Consider the following 20,226-nt stretch of genomic DNA (forward strand, 5'->3'; position numbering starts at 1 on the left):
ATGTCCACAACCATGTCAAGCAGAAGAAAATTTTTAGGGCAGTTGTCGGTTGTTACCGCTGCAATTACCCTCCCCAAATTTGCCAGGTCCTCTGTTCTGGCTGAAGACGACTTCATAATAGCTGAAGTCGCTGAGGGCAAGCTTAAGGGAATCAAAAAAGATGGGGTATGTTTATTCAAGGGCGTTCCCTACGCCGGACGCCTCTCGGGTGACAGGCGGTTTAAAAGGCCTGCAAAACTAGAGCCGTGGCAGGGTGTCAGGGATGCATTGGAATTCGGGCCACCCGCCATTCAGGGCGATACTTTCAATCCTGCCTCAAGGGAGGACTGTTTGTTCCTTAACATCTGGACACCGGCCAATGACGGCAAAAGGCGGCCTGTAATGGTCTATAACCATGGCGGCGGCTTTGCCAACGGCTCCGGCGCGGCACCAGGCCAGGACGGAACGAACCTTGCAAAAAACTTTGATGTGGTCGTCGTGGAAACAAACCATCGATTAGGGCTGATGGCGTTTCTGTATCTGGAACATATTGCAGGCCCGGAATATGCCGGTTCGGGTAATAACGGCCTTCTGGATATTGTCGATGGCTTAAAATGGGTAAAGAAGAATATAGCAGCTTTTGGAGGCGACCCGGATAATGTGATGATCTTTGGGGAATCCGGCGGCGGCGCCAAAACGAGCTGTTTATATGCTATGCCGGCAGCAGCACCCTATTTTAATAAGGCCTCTATCGAAAGCGGCCCCGGCCTTAAAATGTTGCCGAAAGAAGCCGCCATCGAGATGACAAAACTGGTATTTCAGGAACTCAACATCGATCCGAAAAACTGGGAAAAAATACTAGATGTTCCCGTGAAGGATCTGATCGATGTTCAAAATAAAGTTCCCGGCCTGATGGCTAATAGTGACTATGTACGCAAGCATGGTGTGGTAGGATTCGTTCCAAACAATTTTGCGCCGGTAGTGGATGGCGTTGCACTACCGCATGACCCCTTTGATCCTGTTGCTCCGAGCATATCAAAAGATAAGCCACTGATGACCGGATGGAACGAGGATGAATGGGCGTTTTTTGCCATGTTTTCACATGATACGAACGCGCTGAAAGACGATTTCACCTTCGATGCATTAAGGGCTAAAATCGAACCGGAGTTTGGCGCCGATACTAAGAAAATCATAGCAACTTACAGGCGAACCAGGCCGAAAGCATCTGCAAGTGATATCTGTATGGCTGTCAAATCCATTAATATGATGGGGTTAGGCACAATCGCGATTGCAGAAAGGAAATGTGAACAACATGGGGCATCGGTGTATCTGTACAATTTTGGTTATAAATCTGAAGCGAAGGTTCCTGATACTGATTACCCATTCGGCACGCCGCACGCCATGGATATCACATTTAAATTTAATAACGAATTGCCAGGTTCAAAGCCGGGTTTTTTGAGTGGGAACAATCCTGAACGCTTTATCGCATCGCATCAGATGGCGGAATTATGGACGACATTTGCAAGGACGGGCAAACCTTCGGCGAAGGATGTCCCTGAATGGCCTGCTTATAATTTGACAAGTCGGCCTACCATGCGTATTGACACTAAATGTGAAGTCATAAAAGACCGGTATAAGGAAGAACTAGCCATGTGGCGTTCTATCGGGAGAATTGGCTATCATTCCCTTAATTCAAGGTAATGGATATTTCGCTTAAATAGTTAAACGATTAAGATTACAGGCCTAATCGAATCTTATATGCAAAGTGCTAGCTTCTAAAAGCCGTCGGCGTTGTTGCGGTTAGTTTTTTAAAGTAATTATTAAAATAGGTGGGGTATTCAAAGCCGAGGCTGAAAGCAATTTCAGCTGTACTCCAATCCGTATGTTTTAATAAGGCCTTTGCTTCCGTGATAATTCGCTCGGCGATGTGTGCCGTAGTAGGCCTTCCTGTCACTTCTTTTACAGACCTGTTAAGGTGATTCACATGGATGGCCAGGCTTTCAGCAAAATCCGTAGCGTTTCGAAGTTTTAGTGGATTGTGCGGAGATTCGACCGGAAACTGACGCTCCAGTAGCTCCAGGAAAAGTGCAGTTACCCTTGAGGATGCATTTTTGTGTTTGGTATAAGTAGCAGATGGCTCCATCTGCAGCGCTTCATGGATAATTAAATTGATATGACTGCGGATCAGATCACTTTTATAAATGTAATCTGTATGGTAAGCACTAATGATTTTTTCAAAGATATCTGTGATCGATTTTCCCTGTTCCTCATTCAGTTTAAAGATCGGGGTACCTCCGATCTTAAAGAGCGGGGATTGCTGCAAACTTTCCGAGTTATTATTGGTCTTTAAGAATTCTTCCGTAAAAAGCGCTGAATAAGCTTTCTCTTTATCGATATCTTCCCAAGAATAGGGAATATGTGGTGTTCCGAAAAATAAAAAGAGGCCATCCAGTTCAATACCGCGGTCGGCATATTCAATTACGCATTTACCACGGTAAAGGCAGACTTTGTAAAAATCTTTTCTGCTGTATGTTCTAACGACACCATCCGTTTCATCAGAACAGGATGCATTGAACCCATAACTTTTGGTAATGTGCTCTTTTTTAATCGCTTGTTCGGTTGTTTTTATTTGGTCTGTCATAACTCAAAGCTAAGAAAATCAAATAACATTTTTTTAATCCGTAGCAGCTAATTAAACCCATAATTTGAATTAAAAGGAAACTACAGCCATTTATTAGCAGACGACAGTGGTCATACAAATTGTGCTTATCCGATAATTCGTTTGAATATTATATTCATTCGCTTGATTATCATTAAAACGTGAAATGGCATCGAACTAATTTTGCAATTCACCTTGTATCCTGAGGTAGATGTTAATCGTGTATATAAATCGATCATCATGCTTCACCTATAGGATTAGGCTTTATAGAATTTAATTATGATCATAACTGAAAGCTCCATTTCGAAAAACGAGGATAAAGAAACCATTAAACCTGCCTGGATGGCGATTTACGCACTTGCATTGGGCGTAGCCGGACTCATTACTTCTGAATTTCTCCCGGTTAGTTTACTGACACCGATGGCCACTGACCTTCATGTTACAGAGGGAATAGCCGGACAGGCCATATCTATTACAGCCGTTATAGCTATGATCGCGAGCCTGTCCATAACAATTGTAACTAAAAACCTGGATAGAAGATGGGTGATGCTTTCATTTTCTTTGCTTCAGATTTTTTCCAATATTTTGGTTGCCTTTGCGCCCAATTTCATGGTGCTCGTTACCGGGCGTATATTATTGGGTATCGCCATCGGCGGATTCTGGGCCATGTCAGCGGCCATTGCTATGCGTTTGGTTCCAGGCCGGTTTATCGCCAAGGCTTTATCACTTATCTTCGGCGCTGTTTCGGTGGCTACAGTGGTGGCTGCACCTCTTGGCAGCTATCTGGGTGGCGTCATGAGCTGGCGCTACGTGTTTCTCTTTGCGGCGGCCCTGGGCGTACTTTCCCTCATCATGCAAGCGCTCACTCTGCCGTCGATGCCTTCTGAAAAACCCACTAACCTGCAAACGCTTCTCCTGGTGTTAAAACGCCCAAGAGTTAAGTCGGGGATGTTATCCACTTTGCTCATTTTCGCCGGCTATGCCACGTTCTTTACTTATCTCAGGCCATTCCTGGAGAAAACATCAGGTGCTAATGTGAATGTACTGTCAACCGTTTTGTTGGGTTTTGGAGCCGCTAATCTGGCAGGCACTTCAATGGCACGTCATGTTTTGGAAAAAAGCCTGAAAATATCTTTGATCTTAGCCCCGCTTGTAATGGGAGTTACTGTAGCGCTGCTGGTGCTTTTTGGGGAGCATCTCGCCGTTGCAGCCGGTTTGGTAGCTTTATGGGGAATGACTTTTGGCGTTGTGCAGGTCGGATGGCCAACCTGGCTAACGAAAACCATTCCTGATGAAGCAGAAAGCGGCGGCGGCATTCAGGTAGCCGTGGTCCAATTGGCGATTACAGTTGGTGCTGCAACAGGTGGCTTGATCTTCGATCTTTCCAATGCCAACGGGGTTTTTGTTTTAAGCAGTATTATATCCGTTATTGCAGCCCTGGCTGCTGCGTTTTCATTTCGCAGTGGCAGCGGGGGCACAAGATCTGGGATAAAAGTTGGCATTTAACTCGGTGACATTAACCGGGAAGTATTGCATTTCCCTTATTAAAATTTAAAAAGCACGGCTGTTAAAAGCAATGCCAGGCGGCAGCCCATTGCTGTAAAAAAGAAGGTGATCAGCGGGTCACCTTGGCCGGATGTATTGTATTTGATAACTATTTCCGCTTTTAGCACTTAATAGTGCAAGGCAATCTTAATTAGGGGCCGTAGGACAATTTTGCGGATGGGTTCGCATCAAAATGACCAATCAACTACTTTACCTAATGCCTTCCGGTAATTTATTTTTTTTTGAGCGTCCATAAACACAAGGCCGGGGAATGACATAAGACTTGTCCACCCTGGTCAGGTTGCTATTAATAACCAACGCCGGCTTGATCGAAATAAAAACTTTGTTAAAAAGTCACATGCATCGCCACGGGCTACTAATTTGATCGTTCAGACACAAGTTTGATTTATTGCTTTTTGAAAATCTGAAATTCAACAATTTTGTAATATCTCAGAAAGTTCTTAAAAAATGATGAACTACTTGCCGAGTGCTAATTATTTATATTTTTACAATCTGTAAGTAACAATTTGTTGACAAAGCCTTTTAAATCATTCTGAATCAGTGATGCTATTTTCCCCTGATGTATGCGTATAGACACCGAAAGTTACCGTAAAACAAACGATGGGGAGTTAGTACAACTGCTTTGCAAAGGGGACTATACTGCTTTCAGGGAATTATATGAGCGTTATAATTCCTTACTGCTTATTTACGCCTATCGAAAAGTTCAGGACCAAGAAACGGCAAAAGATATCGTACAGGATGTCTTTTTGAATGTTTGGTGTAACCGGGAAGAATTTGTCCTGAAGACCCATATCGCCGGATATCTTTATAAAGCGGTACTACATAAAGTACTCAACGTCATGAAACATAAGGGCATTTCCGAGCGATATGTATCTGATTTACAACACCTGATTGTCACCCAGTCAGATGATACCGACTATCGTGTCAGGGAAAAAGATATTGCTGAACTTATTGATAAAGAGATCGCATTGCTGCCTTTTCGTATGAGAGAGGTTTTTGAACTTCGTCTGAAAGAACATTTGTCTAATAAGGAAATAGCAGCACGTTTAAATATATCTGACCATACTGTAGCCACCCATATCAAGAAAGTACTGCGAATTCTTAAAGGTAAATTTGGTGCACATGCGGTGCTTATTTATTTATTAATGAGGTAGATATTCCGGCTTCATCTTTCCTGTTAAATTAAAATATTTTTTTATTAAAAAAAGTAACGACCGGATACCCGATAGGGCTGTTTGAGTTGTCTTTGTATATAATTGCCGTAAACCAGCGGAGCTATAAACCAGTAAGTTGCTACTTATACCGTATTCATGAAAAATAAAAATGCAGTTGAACTTTTGGAAAAATACAATTCGGATGACTGCACACAAGCTGAACGAAATCTTATTGAATACTGGGGCCATCATTTAAATGAAGATGGTAGTCATGGACTGACCGAGAGTGACCTGAAGGAAGCTGAAGTAAATATGTGGTTGAAGATCAACGGCGCCAATGAAGCAGGAACCAGATCTGTCAACTGGAGGTTGTATGTTGCAGCGCTCTTGTTATTTGCTGCACTTACCGTATTCTTTAAATTATATATTTTAAATAAAGACACGAACGCAGTTGCCACGGAAAAAAGGTTGGCCAATACGGTTAGGGTTGGTGGTAACAAGGCTATCCTTACCCTTGCCGATGGCAAGAAAATACTTCTCGATGATCTGTCCAGCTCGCAATTTACTGACGAGGGCGTAAGAATCAGCAAAACTGCTGCCGGCCAATTGATCTATACTGTTACGAGTAGTAAAATCAGTCCAGATAATCAATTTGCCTATAATACAATCAGCACCCCCAGGGGCGGACAGTACCAAATAAACCTACCGGATGGCAGTAAAGTCTGGTTAAATTCGGCAAGTACTTTACGCTTTCCACTCAGTTTTCAAAGAAAAACCAGAATGGTAGAGCTGACTGGCGAGGGATATTTTGAGGTGAAGCACCTCAGCCCGGTAGATGGCAGCAAAGTAAAATTCATGGTCAAGACCACAGGCAAATCGGCTCAGATGGTCGAAGTTCTGGGTACGCATTTTAATGTCAGTGCTTATAATAATGAGGACGTTATAAAAACCACTTTACTGGAGGGTAGCGTCCGAGTGAGCCCTATCATCCATGATAAATTGTCACCTGATAATACGGTATTAAAACCCGGCGAGCAATCTGTTTTAACCCAAAGCCATATGGCTGTTTTGAAAGTGGATACAGAAGATGCCGTTGCCTGGAAGAACGGCTATTTCAGGTTTAACGACGAAAGTCTGGAAAGTATCATGCGCAAAGTGGAACGCTGGTATGATGTAGATGTACAGTATCAGAACGATGCGTTAAAGAAAATAAAATTTGCTGGTGTAACAACGCGCTTTGCCAACGTGGCGGAGTTGCTGAAAATGCTTGAATTAACCGGAGAAGTAAAATTCAGGATAGATAAAAACAGCATTGTTGTGCTCGGTAAAAATTAACCAATAGTAATAACCCTAAAAAATTAAAAATCATGATCAATTCTACTTGAGCACGCATTCCGCCTGCCTTATATCGTAGCGAAATTCAAGAATCTTAGTTACTGATATACAGCAATAAACCACTTAATGTTTAACTAAATTTAACCAATTTAAATGCAAATAATATTTACAAATATTTTTTATAATTCTGCTAAACGCAATTGGAAACCCCTGATAATTATGAAACTTATTACAATTTTAATCATGGCTACCCTGTTACAGGTACAAGCCAGAAGTTTTGCTCAGCAGATAACCTTCAGCCAAAATAATGCTACTTTGAAACAGGTTTTTAATGAGATCAATAAACAAACAGGTTATAACATCCTTTGGGCTTCAAAAAACATCACTAACAACCGCCTGGTAAGTGTTGATCTAAGGCAGGCTACCATAACGGAAGCTTTAAGCCAGTGTTTAAAAGGTTTTCCGCTTACTTATACCATCACAGGTAAAAATATTGTGATAAGGGAAATTTCGGTTCCCCAGTTTAAAGAAGGTATTGGATCAAACTTCATTAGAATAACCGGCACAGTTACTGACGAACAAGGGCTGCCTTTACCAGGCGCAACAGTAAAGGTCAAGGGAAGTAATAAAACAGGTATCTGTAACGAAAAAGGCGCTTACTACATTGATGCTACCAGCGGCGACGTTTTGGTATTTACCTTTATCGGCTATGTACCAGCCGAGATGCCGGTTGGCACAAAAACGGAGATTAATATTTCTCTGAAAGAAATCAAAAACGAACTTGGGGGCGTAGTAATTACTGCATTAGGTATTAAAAAGCAAACACGTACGCTATCTTATAACGTACAGGAGTTAAACAACAGCGAACTTACCAAAGTCAAGGATGCGAATTTCGTAAACTCACTTACGGGTAAAATAGCAGGTGCAACGATCAACAGCAGTTCTGCAGGTCCCGGTGCAAGCACCAGAGTCATATTACGCGGTACCAAATCTATATTCGGCAATAACAATGCCTTATATGTAGTTGACGGCATCCCGCTACAGGACTTAAGTTCCGCACAGCCCGGTGACATCTTCTCAGGTGCCGGGCAAACAGGTGACGGTATTTCGAACATTAACCCGGAAGATATTGAATCGTTAACTGTATTAACTGGCCCTTCAGCAACTGCTTTATATGGTAATAAAGGCGCGAATGGGGTCGTGGTAATTACGACAAAAAAAGGCTCGGCCAATGGGTTTAGCGCAACGATATCAAACAGCACAACTTTTTCGAGCCCCTTCGTATTACCAAAGTTTCAGAATACTTATGGTTCTGAAGAGGGAAATTTTGCCAGCTGGGGTGAAAAACTGAAGACACCATCAACCTATAACCCTAAAGATTTTTTCCAGACAGGTGTAAACAGTACAACCGCTTTCACGCTATCTACAGGTAACGAAAAAAACCAAACTTATTTTTCGGCAGCATCTGTAAACGCCAACGGAATTATTCACAACAACGATTTAACACGTTATAATTTTAATGTGCGCAATACCAGTAAGTTGTTAAATGACAAACTTACGCTGGACCTAAGCGCAATGTACACCAGTACGAAAGAGCAGAATATGCTGGCGCAGGGTCAATATTTTAATCCGCTAGTGCCTATTTATCTATTTCCGAGGGGAGACGATATCCGCAAATACCAGGCATTTGAAAGATATAACCCCGATCGGAATTTTAAGACGCAGTACTGGCCTTTTGGCGATCAGGGCTTTCAGATACAGAACCCCTACTGGATCACCGAGCGCGATCTGTTTCAGAATAATAAAGACCGTTACATGTTAACGGCAAACGTAGGATATCGCATTAATAGCTGGATGAATATTACCGCAAGGGTTAAGTCTGACCGCTCTACGGCTTTAAACGAGCGTAAATATTACGCCTCAACTTCAGGTTTATTTGCCAGTGCTACAGGCGCATACCATCGCTACAACATTACATCAAACCAAACCTATGCGGATGTTTTGTTAAATATCAATAAAACATTAGGTAATTTCTCCATATCTGCCAACATAGGGGGAAGTTTGCAGGATGATAAGTACAGCGATGCTTCCATAGCGGGCAACCTGGCCTCTGTGCCTAATTTGTTCAGCTATAATAATATAGATTTTACACAGATAAAGCCCCTGCAGAATGACTATCATACCCAGGTACAATCTGTTTTTGCAACGGCACAGATTGGTTACAATAACATGGTTTATCTGGACGCAACCCTTCGTAACGATAACCCATCGCAACTTGTAAATACCCCTAAATCTTCGATATTATACCCGTCCGTAGGTTTATCAAGTGTGGTTACGGATATCTTTAAGATCAAATCTGATGTGCTGTCATTTATGAAGGTGCGGGTTTCTTATGGTGAGGTCGGTAATCCGCCGCCGCCATTGTTAACCATTCCAACCTATCCGATACTGGGAACCGGCGGGCTACCGAATTTATTAAGTTCAGCCGCCATTGATCTTCGCCCGGAACGTACCAAATCTTATGAAGCAGGATTAAACCTGATATTATGGAACGGCAAGGTCAAAATTGATGGTACGGTTTACAAGTCTTCTACCTTTAATCAATTATTCAATGTCAAAGTTTCAGAAACCACCAATTATGATAACATTTTTGTTAACGGCGGGCGTATAGACAATAAAGGTATAGAGATCTCCGTAGCTTTAAAGCAAGATCTTGGTGCCGTTAAATGGACGTCAAACCTGGTATATTCCCTAAACCGTAACAAAGTCGCCCAAATGCTTCCAAAAAGTACAATTGGGCAGATAGGCATCAGCGTTTCACAGGATACGCTGGATCTTGGCGGTGCAACCAGTTACAAAATGCTGCTTACCAAAGGCGGATCTATGGGTGATATTTACGTGAACACCCTACAGGTTGATGAGCATGGTCAGATCTATGTAAATCCAACAAACTATACCGTTTCTGCCAATCAGAACAGGTACGTCAAAGCCGGTAATGCTAATCCGGATTTTTCGCTCGGCTGGCGTAACAGCTTTTCTTACAAAGGTATAGATGTTGGTTTTTTAGTTGCAGCCAGGATTGGCGGTGTCGGCGTATCAGTTACACAAGCTATTATGGATGGTTTTGGTGTGTCACAAAATTCGGCTACGGCCAGGGATAATGGCGGCGCAGTAGTTAATGGCTTTAAAGTTCCGGCGCAGGCTTACTATAGCGTTGTGGGCGGCGGCTCTTCGGGTATAGGCTCAATGTATGTTTACAGCGCAACCAATGTAAGGCTTGGTGAAGCATCAATAGGCTATGATATTCCCCTGTCTAAATACTATAAATGGATCAAAGGCTTCAATGTGTCATTAATAGGGCGCAATTTATTTATGTTTTACAACAAAGCGCCTTATGACCCGGAAAGCACCGCCAATACCGGTACTTACTATCAGGGTATAGATTACTTTATGCAGCCAAGTTTACGAAGTGTAGGTTTCTCTGCCCGTTTAAAGTTTTAATATATAGCACCAATCATTATGATCAAAATATTCAATGCTTTAAAAAGCAAAAAAATGTACATCAGCTGCGCAGCGCTGCTCACGCTTATAAGTTCGTGTACAAAAAACTTCGAGAAATTCAATACCGATCCCAATAAGGCTACGGCAGAAATGCTACAGACCGATAATCTGTCTACCGGTTCGCTTATCGTACAAATGGAAAAGAATGTATTCCCGATTGCGCAGCAGCCTGCTTTCGGCGACGAAGTATACCAGGTCATGCTAAACCTTGCAGGTGACGCTTATTCCGGTTACCTGGGTACGACTAACAATTTTCTGTCAGGTGCCAACAATACCACTTATGCTTTAATTCCCGGCTGGTACGGCCAGGCATTTTCCCGCTCCTATGTGGGCGTTATGCCCGCATGGCAGCGTATCGTAACCACTGCAAAAACACAAACCCCCGAAGTGTATGCCATTGCAACTATTATCAAGGTTGAGGCGCTACACCGTACCACGGATATGTACGGACCTTTACCTTACGTCAGCTTTGGCAACGGCGACGTTGCTTCCCAGGGTAAATATGACAGCCAGAAAGATGTTTACTATAAGTTCTTTGATGAACTGAATGAATCCATACAGATCCTTACAGATTTTAATGCGAAGTTTCCTTCGGCCAAAACACTTGCTGCCTATGACTACATTTATGGCGGCAATATTCCCAACTGGATCAAATTTGCAAATTCACTTAAATTAAGATTGGCCGTAAGATTAGCGTACGCCGATGCAAGCAAGGCCAAAACAGAAGCTGAATCGGCTGTTTCGCAAAAATTCGGCGTCATGACAAGTGGTTCAGATATTGCGGCACTACAGCATTCTTCAGCTTTAGTTTACAACCACCCGCTGTACATCATTTCAAACAATTTTGACGACACCCGAATGGGCGCGGTAATGGATTCTTACCTGAATGGTTACAAAGATCCTCGGGTTGCCAAATATTTTGTGGCAGCTAATGATGGTAAGTTTCGCGGGATCAGAAGCGGGATCAATATTAACAACAAAGCTACCTATACCAGCGGTTCATTTTCTGAACTGAATATTCAGCCTTCTACCAATATTACGTGGTTTAACCCGGCTGAAGCGTACTTTCTACGTGCCGAAGGTGCTTTACGGGGATGGACCATGGGCGGTACTGCACAAAATCTTTACGAGCAGGGCATTCGTACCTCGTTTGATCTGAACGGCGTATCCGGCAATGCAGACCAATACATTGCTGATGACGTAAGCACACCGGCTGATTACAGCGATCCGGGGAACGGCGCTAATAGTACATCTGCGGGCAGTGCAATTACAATTAAATGGAGCGACGCCAGTTCATTTGAGGATAAGCTGGAACGCATTATTACCCAGAAATGGCTGGCCATATACCCGGATGGTCAGGAAGCCTGGACAGAGTTCAGGCGTACAGGTTACCCAAAAGTTTTCCCGGTGGTAGTGAACAACAGCCAGGGAACAATAAATACCAGCGTACAAATCCGTCGTTTGCCTTTTCCTGCTAATGAATATCAAAATAACCGGGCGGGTGTAAACCAAGGCATTTCCTTACTTGGCGGAAGCGACAATGGCGGCACTAAATTATGGTGGGATAAAAAATAAGAATGATATGAAAAAGAACTTATATACGAAAAGCATATTCCTATACGCCGTGCTGTTTGCTATGGTGATCCTATATGCAAGCTGTAAAAAGCAGAATGAGGCCGCGGCTATAACTATTCAGAAACCTTATACGTACGATGATCAATATTATAAAAACCTGCGTGCTTACAAAGCATCCCCTCACCAGGTTTTTTATGGCTGGTTTGCCGGGTACGGTAACAAGGAGGGCGTAATAGCCGATTATAAACAATCAGCATCATGGGGCGAGCATTTTGCCGGCCTTCCGGACAGTCTTGATTTTTGCAGTTTATGGGGGGGCATCCCTTCGTTAAAGAAAAATGACTCCGTATCAACCTACAATCCGATAGCCTATGCGGAAATGCGAAAAGCAATGGAAGTGCGCGGTATTAAGATGGTTGCTGTGGAGATTACCAGGATCCAAAAGCCACAATTTAAAGGCAGATACCCCTTAAACGATGATGGGATAAGGATGTATGCACAATGGCTTATTAACCAGGTAAAGGACAATGACCTCGATGGTCTTGACCTGGATTACGAACCGGAGGGTGATTGGTTACAAAATGACAATTTCACCAAATTCATTAAAATTTTGGGTGCAGAGTTTGGCCCTCAATCCAGCAACCCTAAGAAATACCTTATTGTAGATTATTACAATCAGGCACCTCCGTCGGAAGTTGAACCTTACATCAACCTGGTGGTAAACCAGGCTTATGGTATTGGCTCGGCGTCTGGCTTACAGGGCAGGTTTGATGGCGTGAGTAACTGGTGCCCGCCAGGCAAGTACATTGTTACCGAAACCTTTGGTGATTACTGGCAGACAGGTGGCGTGGCATTTACCGAGGCTGATGGCAATACGCTTTCACCAAACGGAAAACGCATGATGTCATTAGAAGGCATGGCGCGCTGGAATCCAAAGCAAGGGCAAAAGGCTGGCTGGGGCGCCTTCTTTTTTGATAGAGATTACAACAACGGGCCTTTCCCTTTTGTAAGGGCCAGCATTCAGGCTGCAAATCCTGCTGTACGTTAACAACCTCTTAAATTAAATTTGATATGAAAACATTTAACATAAAATTAAAGACAGCCTTTATCAGCTGTTTTTGCCTGGCCGTAGTACTTATTGCCGGATGCAAAAAATCGTTAGACTTTCACGACGTTATTTTAATAACCGGCACCGAAAGTGGTAAATTAGTACCCTTTACGGTAGAAACAGCTCCCGCCACCTATGCCGTGACTGCTACCGCAACAGGTAAAGTAACCGGCGATGTGACCATAAACTTCGCGGTTGATACCACGATGGTTGCAGGATACAATTCGGAAGTGTCCGGTAAGTATTTTGCCGCGCCTGCAGGCAGCTATGAATTATCGGGTAACACGAGTGTAATTAAATCAGGCACGAACGTATCCGACGCGGTGAACGTGAAAATACTCTCTCTTGATAAGCTGGTATCGGGCCGTACCTACCTCATTCCGGTAACGATCAAAAATATATCTGGTGGGAATGAGGTCTTGGAAGCTTCGCGAACAGTATTTTTAAAAATTTCGCGGGTGATTGATTTCAATTCCATCGATATATCCAGCCCTAATTATTATGCAACCTATAAGTTCCCCGAGCCTTATAAAAACATCAGCCAGTTCACGTACGAAATCAAATGTTACATTAACAGTTTTCATGATGGCATCAACCGTTTAACCAATTGGGGGCCGGCAGATGAAGCCTATCCCAACCTGTTACGCTTTGGTGAATTTGGCAGTGATCAGAATCAGCTGCAATGGGTGGCGCCTGGGGGGAGTTCTTTTTCCAGCGCCAGGTTCGCCACCAAAACATGGTATACCGTATCCTGCGTTTTTGATGGATCCAAATATATGATGTATGTTAATGGTAAACTCGATTCTTCCTTTGATGGATCACCACGCAGCTTCGAACTTGGCGCTCTTGAATTAGGTATGTCTTACGGTGGCTACCAGTTCAGCCAAAGGATTGATGCCCGGATCTCCGAGATCCGATTGTGGAACAAAGCCCTGTCGAGAACAGAAATATCAAGCGGCATATGCGGTGTGGATGCTAAATCAGACGGGCTGATCGCATATTATAAAATGAACGAAGGTTCCGGCAACGTTTTTTACGATCGTACAGGTAATGGCAGGGATATGACCTGGCCTAACCAAACAATTTGGATCCAGGATAACAATAACAAATGTGTTCAATAACGAGAAACATGAAAAAAATAAATTATATATATACCGGTCTTTGTACGCTGCTGTTGATAGCAACTGTAACATCCTGTAAAAAGGAAACCAAATACGATATTACCGGTGATAAGGTGAACCGGGTTTATGTCGCAACAGGAAATAATACGGTCAAGAGCGCTAATAGTCTAAGGTTCTCCATTGTGAATACGGTAATTGGCTCTGTTGGCAACGTAGATGCGGCACTGCCTGTCCGTACTACCATGCCCGTTGCGCAAGGCTTAAAAGTTAGTTTTAGTATAGATAATTCTATGGTAGATAGCTATAACGCAGCTAACAACACGAATTATATCGCCTTACCGAACGGGGTCTTTGAGTTAAGCGCCGCCTCTGTAATTATTCAACAGGGACAGCAAGTATCGGCAGATTCTTTAAAAGTTGCTATTCCAAAAGATAAGTTAGCGCAACTTACGGAGAATACGTACCTGGTGCCTGTAAAAATTGCCGGTGTTTCCGGTGATGCAGCTACGCAGATAAGCACGAACTTAAACGTAGTTTATGTTATTGTAAAGGTAAGTGTATCCACTTCCCAATTGTATGAGTCGCCGGGAGCTGCGGACATGACAGGAAGCGTCATTGCCGACCGTTCTAAATGGACCGGAACGTTAGACCAGTCCTTATTACAAGGGTCTGTTTCAGACCTTTTCGATGGAGACGTTCAGACATTTTTTTACTACTTGTCTTCTACCAGTACTTTGATTACAGATCTAGGTGAATCGGTAACGGGCATCAGCGGAATCCGGATAAAAAATTATTTTGGATTTTACGGGCTTACCACGACCAAGGTACTTTCCAGCAATGATGGCGTGAACTGGACCGATTACGGTACCGCGAATCTTGCCGGCGGGGAGACCCAATACATTAAACCTTATAAACCTTTCAATGCCCGCTATATCAGATTAGACATTACCGGATGGCAAAATAATTTAATTGCATTAACCGAATTTGATCTATATAAATAGTCAATACGTGAAGGTCCCATTTGTCCGGGACAGATTCAGTGAGTTCAGTGTTTAGTTGAGACACTCCGGGGTGAGATCCGGAGTGTTTTTTCGTTCTCGGAGCTGGTCATTCTACTTTAGATAACGCACAGTTAATGTCCATAATTTCCAGATCATCCTCGTTTAAAAGCCTTAATCACGAAAACATCGTTGATTGATCTGAACTACCCTTCAATCTCTATAGTGAAGACATGAAACATCCGGGCGGGACCTGTTCCATCTTTTCACCTCAAATTTTTGCTTATGTCATTTACTTTTTCGCCACAGCTGCTATTGCGGATGCCTGCTATGACTGCACACCGCGAAAGCCCTTGCCCTGACCAGTTCCTCGGGGATTCCTTCTTCCGGTCCGCGCTCTATCTCGCGAGCCCGGTATTTTACAGCCGTTTGGCCACCAAGGGTTTCGATCCGGCCCAACTGACCCGAAAAGAACTGGACACCTTGCAGAAGTATATTAACCGGATATGTTACCGTCCGACGCCTTTCGGGCTGTTCGCCTCCGTATCGCTCATTCATTGGGGAGCGGATCTTCTGAAAGATCCGGATGAAGCGTTACTTCCCCGGATCTTTCTCAGCCAGGAATGCCTGGTCAGTTATGAACAGGAACAGTTGCAGCATGGTCCGGACGAAAGATTCACGGTCAACCCGACCCTATACCGGTTAATGGACGAGTACCGGTTTATCCGAACCGATGTGACCGGCGGCAAGCGTGAATATTTGTTGCAAAGCACCGGCTATACGTCGATCCTGCAGGCGCTGTTTACGCCTGTCCAGACCCCCAGGAGCGGACTGGAGTTTATCGCCCAGATCGAACTTAAAGCGGGTTGTACGAACGAGGAAGCCGTTTCTTATTTTAATTTCCTGGTCAACGCTCAGTTACTGCTGCCGGTGAAGCGTTCGGGGATTACCAATTCGCCGGCATTCGAGCCCGCCGGTGACGGCGACCCGTTGCTTCAAGCCTCATCGCAGCAGGTACTGTCATCGATCAGCGCTAAAAGCGCTCTTAACCCGGCCGACCTGATCAAGGCCACCGAGGCCGTCAACAGCCAGATCGCTTCGCAACCGGCCTACGAGGCTCCGTTCAATGTGATCCTCATCGGGGAACGGAGGAAAGAAACCATTCCCCTGAAATGGCAAACAGACCTATCCGACGGGCTGTCTGCTATCGGGGCACTTTCGGCCAGCCGAACGCCACCCGCGATGGCCGAATTCGCAAATGCCTTCAGACGTTTATTCGAAGATGAGGAAGTGTCCTTGCTCAAAGCCCTTGACCCGGAGGCGGGAATCGCTTACGGGCCACCGATCAGGGAATTAACAAACCCGCTTTTAGAAACCGTGGATATCCGCCAGATAGGCCCTCCTGCCGACGGGGTAAAGTGGACGGACGCGCACGCCTTTTTACTGGAGCAATGGCATCAAACCATCAGGGAAGGTGCGACTGTCATGAACCTGGATGCGCAGGGTATCGAAAAATTGCGCTTGGCGGCAGGAAATGAACCCATCATGGGGATGTCCGTTCTTTTCCGGGCAGTGGACGAACAGCTCTGGCTGGAAACGGCCGGCGGTGTAAACACGGCGGCACTGGCCGGCCGGTTCACCCCCGCAGACCCCCGTATTTATGAAGCGGTTAAAAGGACAGCGCAAGAAACCGAAGCCCTTTATCCGCATGTTCTTTTCGCGGAATTGCTTCATGTTACCGATCCGCATACCGATAATGTCAACGTCCGGGAAAGTATCTGGCGTTATGAGATCCCGTTAACAACAGGCTCACACCTGCCCTTCTCACAACAGTTGCCGCTTGCTGACCTCACCTTACGGCTTGAAGGCGACAAGCTCTTACTGTGGTCCGTCAGGCATCGTAAAATGGTCATGCCACGGCTGAGTACCGCTTACAATCACAGCCTGAACAAATTGCCGCTTTTCCGGTTCCTCGCTGACCTGCCTTACCAGTTTGCCCGGTCAACCTTCGGTTTCGACCTGAAAGATTTCTTCCCGGGAGTGTCGCACTATCCGCGCGTAACCTACCGGAATACCATTCTCCAGCCTGCGACCTGGGTCCTCAAAAAGGCAGACCTTGATGTCCTGTTCCATACCCCTGAAAATGGGCTTGACCTGCAGTTCAACGAACTCATGGATGGGCTGGACATCCCGGATGCTTTCTATACCGGTGAGGGTGACCAGCAAATGGTCATCTTCCGGCGGAAGGAAAATGAGGGACGGTTTTTCCTGTCCCTGGTCAAAAGCAAAAAAGAGGTGGTGATCCGGGAAGTGTTCCTTGACCGTTCGTCCGCAAACCTTGATGCGCAAAATCCGGCATCCGTTGCGGTCAGGCAGTATAATGCTTTTATCCCGCCGTCGGACCCGCAGCTTTTCCCTTATGCTTACCGTCCTTTCCACGGTAAGCCTGCAGAACGGAAGTTCGTACCGGGCTCCGAATGGCTGTACCTGAAAATCTATGTGCCGCGGTCACTGACCAACCGGCTGTTGCTAAAAGTGCTGCCGCTGCTCCGGCAAAAGTATCCTACAGGGAGCATCAGGAAATGGTTCTTTATCCGCTATGAAGACCATGCACCCCATATCCGCCTCCGCCTTCATCTTGATCCTGCGATGATCAGCGATGTACTGCAGGCCCTGAAGCGAAAACTGGAAGGGAACATTCACGAGCGCGTGATCCGGGAGTACCAGGTAGACACCTATACGCGGGAAAACGAGCGTTACCAGGCCGGAGGTTACCCGGAAACCGAGCATCTATTCTGGAAAAGCAGTGAACTGGTTATCCGTTTCCTGAAGCTGCAATCGAACGGATCTGACTTGCCCGCCTATCATTTCGCCATGATCACGACGAACGCCCTTGCGGAATGTCTCACCGCCGACCCGGGAAGCCTGCTCCGGTTTTACGAAGACAGCTACCTGTCGTTTTTTACGGAGTTTGAAGGGCCCGAACTCCGGGCAGACCTGGACAGAAAGTACAGGGAGGTCAGCCGTGTGATCAGCGGCAAGCTACAGACCGGGTACCTGATGCAGTTCCAGGGCCTGAAGTCAGCAATGCTGGAATTCATCAAAGCTGCCGGAAGATTTAATTTGAATCAGGCAAGTCCGGAGTTTGCAGGTTCGTTCTTCAGAAGCCTGATCCATATGCACCTGAACCGGCTTTTTCCCGACCAGTCGCGGCAACAGGAGATGATGACCTATTACCTGCTTTACAAAGCTCTCCGGTCAGCCATCGCCAGGCGGAAACAGGCTAGCTAGCTTTCCCGGGATTCAGCAAGCGGTCGTCCATCATTTGCAGGAACCGTTGTTTATAGTGATCGCCCAGCATCAATTCATGCCCGTTATAGAGTATGATCCGGTTACGTTCAATCACCCTCACGTAAGATACATTGACGATAAATGAGCGATGGATCCTGACAAACAGATCCGGCGGCAGGCTATTTTCTATATTCTTGATCGGGATATACGTCATATGCCTGTCGCCGGTGGTATGGATATAGATGTAGTTCTGTGCACCTTCTATATACATGACTTCGTTCGTCCTGATCCGTACCATTCTGCCTTTGACCTCGCTTTTGATGTTAAAAAAGCTTTCAGCCGGCAAACCTTTAACGGCCTCTTTTACCAGGCGCTTTCTTGCCCGTTGAATTGACCAGAGAAAATCTTCGTAACCGATCGGTTTGAGCAGGTAATCCCATGCCTCTTTCTGAAAGGCCTGAATCGCGAACTGCGGATAGGCGGTCGTAAAAACGACCGATGTGTATTGATTGACCATCCCGGCAAGTTCCAGACCAGAGAGTTGCCGCATATCCACATCGATAAAGGTCAGATCAGGTGCAAAGTGACTGGTCAGGTGATCGATGGCCACCAGCGGGTCGCGGGAGGAGCCTGCCAGTTCCAGCCCGGCTGTCCGCTCGATATACCGCTTCAGCAGCATGATGGCATCTGTTTCGTCGTCAATAATATAGCATCGGATATTCATAGGTCAATGGTTAAGGTTACAGTAAAAATGTCGGCATGGTCTTCGATCTGCAGTACGTACCGCCCGGGGTAAAAGTTTTGAAGCCTTTTCTCCAGGTTTTTCAAGCCAATGCCCGTTTTCAGATAGGGCGCTGCAGGGCGCTTTTTGTTCCGGGTCCGGAACTGCAGGGAACAAACGTTGATCCTGAGATCAAGGATCGCTGGAAATGTACGTTCGCCCAGGTCACCATGCTTCAGCATATTTTCGACGAGGGTGACCAGCAGGAGCGGCATGACCGTTTGGTCAGTGATCCCGCCGGTCTTCGTGAAGTCCAGGTACAGTTCCTCCCCGAACCGAAGGCGGCTTAACGCGATGAGGTGGTCAATCTGCCTGACTTCAGCAGCCAGGAGAACTTTTTGCTGGTCACCTGTACTAACCAGGGAATAACGCATCAGTTCGGACAAATACTTGATTCCCTTAGCAGCCTTATCGGAAACGTCTTCTACGGAAGCGTATACAAAATTCAGCGTGTTAAACAGCAGATGCGGGCTGATCTGGTTTTGCAGGTAAGCATTTTCTACGGAGATATACCTGTTTTCCAGTTCCAGTTGAGCCGTTGTGGCTTTAAGCCTTTCTGTCTCCACCTGGTGGTTCCTGTCTTTGAAACGGATCATATAGATGGTGGAAAAGTAAGCGATGCTCAATCCGATGAAGTTGATACCCCGCCACAAGTTGGCCATGAAGTAAACTTTGCCCCAACAGATTACCTGCGCAACGGATACAGCTGGTTCAGACAGCAGCACGTCTAATATCACTTTGATGCCCAGGTACAGGGAAATTTCCGGAATAAGCAGCAACAGATAGATCGTGTAGGGCCTGTGCGTTTTGAAAAATGCATAATTCAATACCACCAGGGAATTGATATAGAACAGGCCGATATTAAGTAGGTAATAGATCAGAAAGTGCGTGAACGAAGCCATGGCGTCCACGGTGATATGCAGGTATTCCACTTCGAAACCGATATATAGGACCCACAAAAATAGATGACGTAATATGATGCTCCTGTTACCCATGTTCTAATTTTTTTTAATTTAATACATTAACCAAAACGGTATCTACATAGCGCAAGGGGCTCTTCGTCAGATAAACTTTATCGTCGCTTTAGTGAAAATAACT

The 20,226-nt window shown here is 45.2% G+C and carries 13 protein-coding genes; 10 read left to right on the top strand and 3 right to left on the bottom strand.

Annotated elements, in window-relative coordinates; genetic code table 11:
* Window positions 1-12 precede the first annotated feature (12 nt).
* The gene (locus AC3WJC_RS18845; protein ID WP_492400667.1) at window positions 13-1,680 is read left to right on the top strand and encodes a carboxylesterase/lipase family protein; all 1,668 of its coding nucleotides are present in this window, start codon (window positions 13-15) and stop codon (window positions 1,678-1,680) included.
* A 67-nt stretch (window positions 1,681-1,747) separates the two neighbouring features.
* Here the strand turns inward: AC3WJC_RS18845 and AC3WJC_RS18850 are convergent, their stop codons facing one another.
* Window positions 1,748-2,620 carry a helix-turn-helix domain-containing protein gene (locus tag AC3WJC_RS18850; RefSeq protein ID WP_492400668.1) on the bottom strand — a complete coding sequence of 291 codons (873 nt, stop codon included), beginning with the start codon at window positions 2,618-2,620 and terminating at the stop codon, window positions 1,748-1,750.
* A 297-nt stretch (window positions 2,621-2,917) separates the two neighbouring features.
* Between AC3WJC_RS18850 and AC3WJC_RS18855 the strand changes: the two genes are divergently transcribed.
* From AC3WJC_RS18855 to AC3WJC_RS18895, 9 genes are all read left to right on the top strand, one after another.
* A complete protein-coding gene (locus tag AC3WJC_RS18855; RefSeq protein ID WP_492400669.1) occupies window positions 2,918-4,144 on the top strand; it encodes an MFS transporter in 1,227 nt (408 codons plus the stop codon).
* A 623-nt stretch (window positions 4,145-4,767) separates the two neighbouring features.
* On the top strand, window positions 4,768-5,358 hold the full coding sequence (locus AC3WJC_RS18860) for an RNA polymerase sigma factor (RefSeq protein ID WP_492400670.1): 591 nt from the start codon (window positions 4,768-4,770) through the stop codon (window positions 5,356-5,358).
* Between the two features lie 156 nt (window positions 5,359-5,514).
* Window positions 5,515-6,693 (top strand): FecR family protein, encoded by a 1,179-nt coding sequence (locus AC3WJC_RS18865; protein WP_492400671.1) that lies wholly within the window; start codon window positions 5,515-5,517, stop codon window positions 6,691-6,693.
* A 243-nt stretch (window positions 6,694-6,936) separates the two neighbouring features.
* Window positions 6,937-10,194: a SusC/RagA family TonB-linked outer membrane protein gene (locus AC3WJC_RS18870; RefSeq protein ID WP_492400672.1), complete on the top strand. Its 3,258-nt coding sequence runs from the start codon at window positions 6,937-6,939 to the stop codon at window positions 10,192-10,194.
* Between the two features lie 18 nt (window positions 10,195-10,212).
* The gene (locus AC3WJC_RS18875; RefSeq protein ID WP_492400673.1) at window positions 10,213-11,829 is read left to right on the top strand and encodes a RagB/SusD family nutrient uptake outer membrane protein; all 1,617 of its coding nucleotides are present in this window, start codon (window positions 10,213-10,215) and stop codon (window positions 11,827-11,829) included.
* 7 nt (window positions 11,830-11,836) lie between these two features.
* Entirely contained in the window at window positions 11,837-12,877 is a 1,041-nt protein-coding gene (locus AC3WJC_RS18880; RefSeq protein WP_492400674.1) for a glycoside hydrolase family 18, read from the top strand.
* Window positions 12,878-12,900: 23 nt separating this feature from the next.
* The gene (locus AC3WJC_RS18885; RefSeq protein ID WP_492400675.1) at window positions 12,901-14,058 is read left to right on the top strand and encodes a BT_3987 domain-containing protein; all 1,158 of its coding nucleotides are present in this window, start codon (window positions 12,901-12,903) and stop codon (window positions 14,056-14,058) included.
* 8 nt (window positions 14,059-14,066) lie between these two features.
* On the top strand, window positions 14,067-15,059 hold the full coding sequence (locus AC3WJC_RS18890; protein WP_492400676.1) for a BT_3987 domain-containing protein: 993 nt from the start codon (window positions 14,067-14,069) through the stop codon (window positions 15,057-15,059).
* 282 nt (window positions 15,060-15,341) lie between these two features.
* Complete coding sequence (locus AC3WJC_RS18895; protein WP_492400677.1) at window positions 15,342-18,347, top strand: lantibiotic dehydratase; 3,006 nt, start codon at window positions 15,342-15,344, stop codon at window positions 18,345-18,347.
* On the opposite strand, the gene AC3WJC_RS18900 is transcribed toward AC3WJC_RS18895, so the two are convergent.
* Entirely contained in the window at window positions 18,340-19,071 is a 732-nt protein-coding gene (locus AC3WJC_RS18900) for a LytR/AlgR family response regulator transcription factor (RefSeq protein ID WP_492400678.1), read from the bottom strand. The two genes, AC3WJC_RS18895 and AC3WJC_RS18900, sit on opposite strands and share 8 nt — an antisense overlap.
* A complete protein-coding gene (locus tag AC3WJC_RS18905; RefSeq protein WP_492400679.1) occupies window positions 19,068-20,123 on the bottom strand; it encodes a sensor histidine kinase in 1,056 nt (351 codons plus the stop codon). The genes AC3WJC_RS18900 and AC3WJC_RS18905 overlap by 4 nt, the downstream gene beginning before the upstream one ends.
* Window positions 20,124-20,226: the final 103 nt, after the last annotated feature.

Source organism: Mucilaginibacter sp. FW306-07-L (assembly GCF_058782065.1).

What these genes read in the sequence shown, in the direction of transcription:
- AC3WJC_RS18850 (WP_492400668.1), bottom strand. Translation starts at nt 2,620, where the DNA reads ATGACAGACCAAATAAAAACAACCGAACAAGCGATTAAAAAAGAGCAC.
- AC3WJC_RS18890 (WP_492400676.1), top strand. Translation starts at nt 14,067, where the DNA reads ATGAAAAAAATAAATTATATATATACCGGTCTTTGTACGCTGCTGTTG.
- AC3WJC_RS18895 (WP_492400677.1), top strand. Translation starts at nt 15,342, where the DNA reads ATGTCATTTACTTTTTCGCCACAGCTGCTATTGCGGATGCCTGCTATG.
- AC3WJC_RS18855 (WP_492400669.1), top strand. Translation starts at nt 2,918, where the DNA reads ATGATCATAACTGAAAGCTCCATTTCGAAAAACGAGGATAAAGAAACC.
- AC3WJC_RS18905 (WP_492400679.1), bottom strand. Translation starts at nt 20,123, where the DNA reads ATGGGTAACAGGAGCATCATATTACGTCATCTATTTTTGTGGGTCCTA.
- AC3WJC_RS18900 (WP_492400678.1), bottom strand. Translation starts at nt 19,071, where the DNA reads ATGAATATCCGATGCTATATTATTGACGACGAAACAGATGCCATCATG.
- AC3WJC_RS18875 (WP_492400673.1), top strand. Translation starts at nt 10,213, where the DNA reads ATGATCAAAATATTCAATGCTTTAAAAAGCAAAAAAATGTACATCAGC.
- AC3WJC_RS18860 (WP_492400670.1), top strand. Translation starts at nt 4,768, where the DNA reads ATGCGTATAGACACCGAAAGTTACCGTAAAACAAACGATGGGGAGTTA.
- AC3WJC_RS18870 (WP_492400672.1), top strand. Translation starts at nt 6,937, where the DNA reads ATGGCTACCCTGTTACAGGTACAAGCCAGAAGTTTTGCTCAGCAGATA.
- AC3WJC_RS18865 (WP_492400671.1), top strand. Translation starts at nt 5,515, where the DNA reads ATGAAAAATAAAAATGCAGTTGAACTTTTGGAAAAATACAATTCGGAT.
- AC3WJC_RS18880 (WP_492400674.1), top strand. Translation starts at nt 11,837, where the DNA reads ATGAAAAAGAACTTATATACGAAAAGCATATTCCTATACGCCGTGCTG.
- AC3WJC_RS18845 (WP_492400667.1), top strand. Translation starts at nt 13, where the DNA reads ATGTCAAGCAGAAGAAAATTTTTAGGGCAGTTGTCGGTTGTTACCGCT.
- AC3WJC_RS18885 (WP_492400675.1), top strand. Translation starts at nt 12,901, where the DNA reads ATGAAAACATTTAACATAAAATTAAAGACAGCCTTTATCAGCTGTTTT.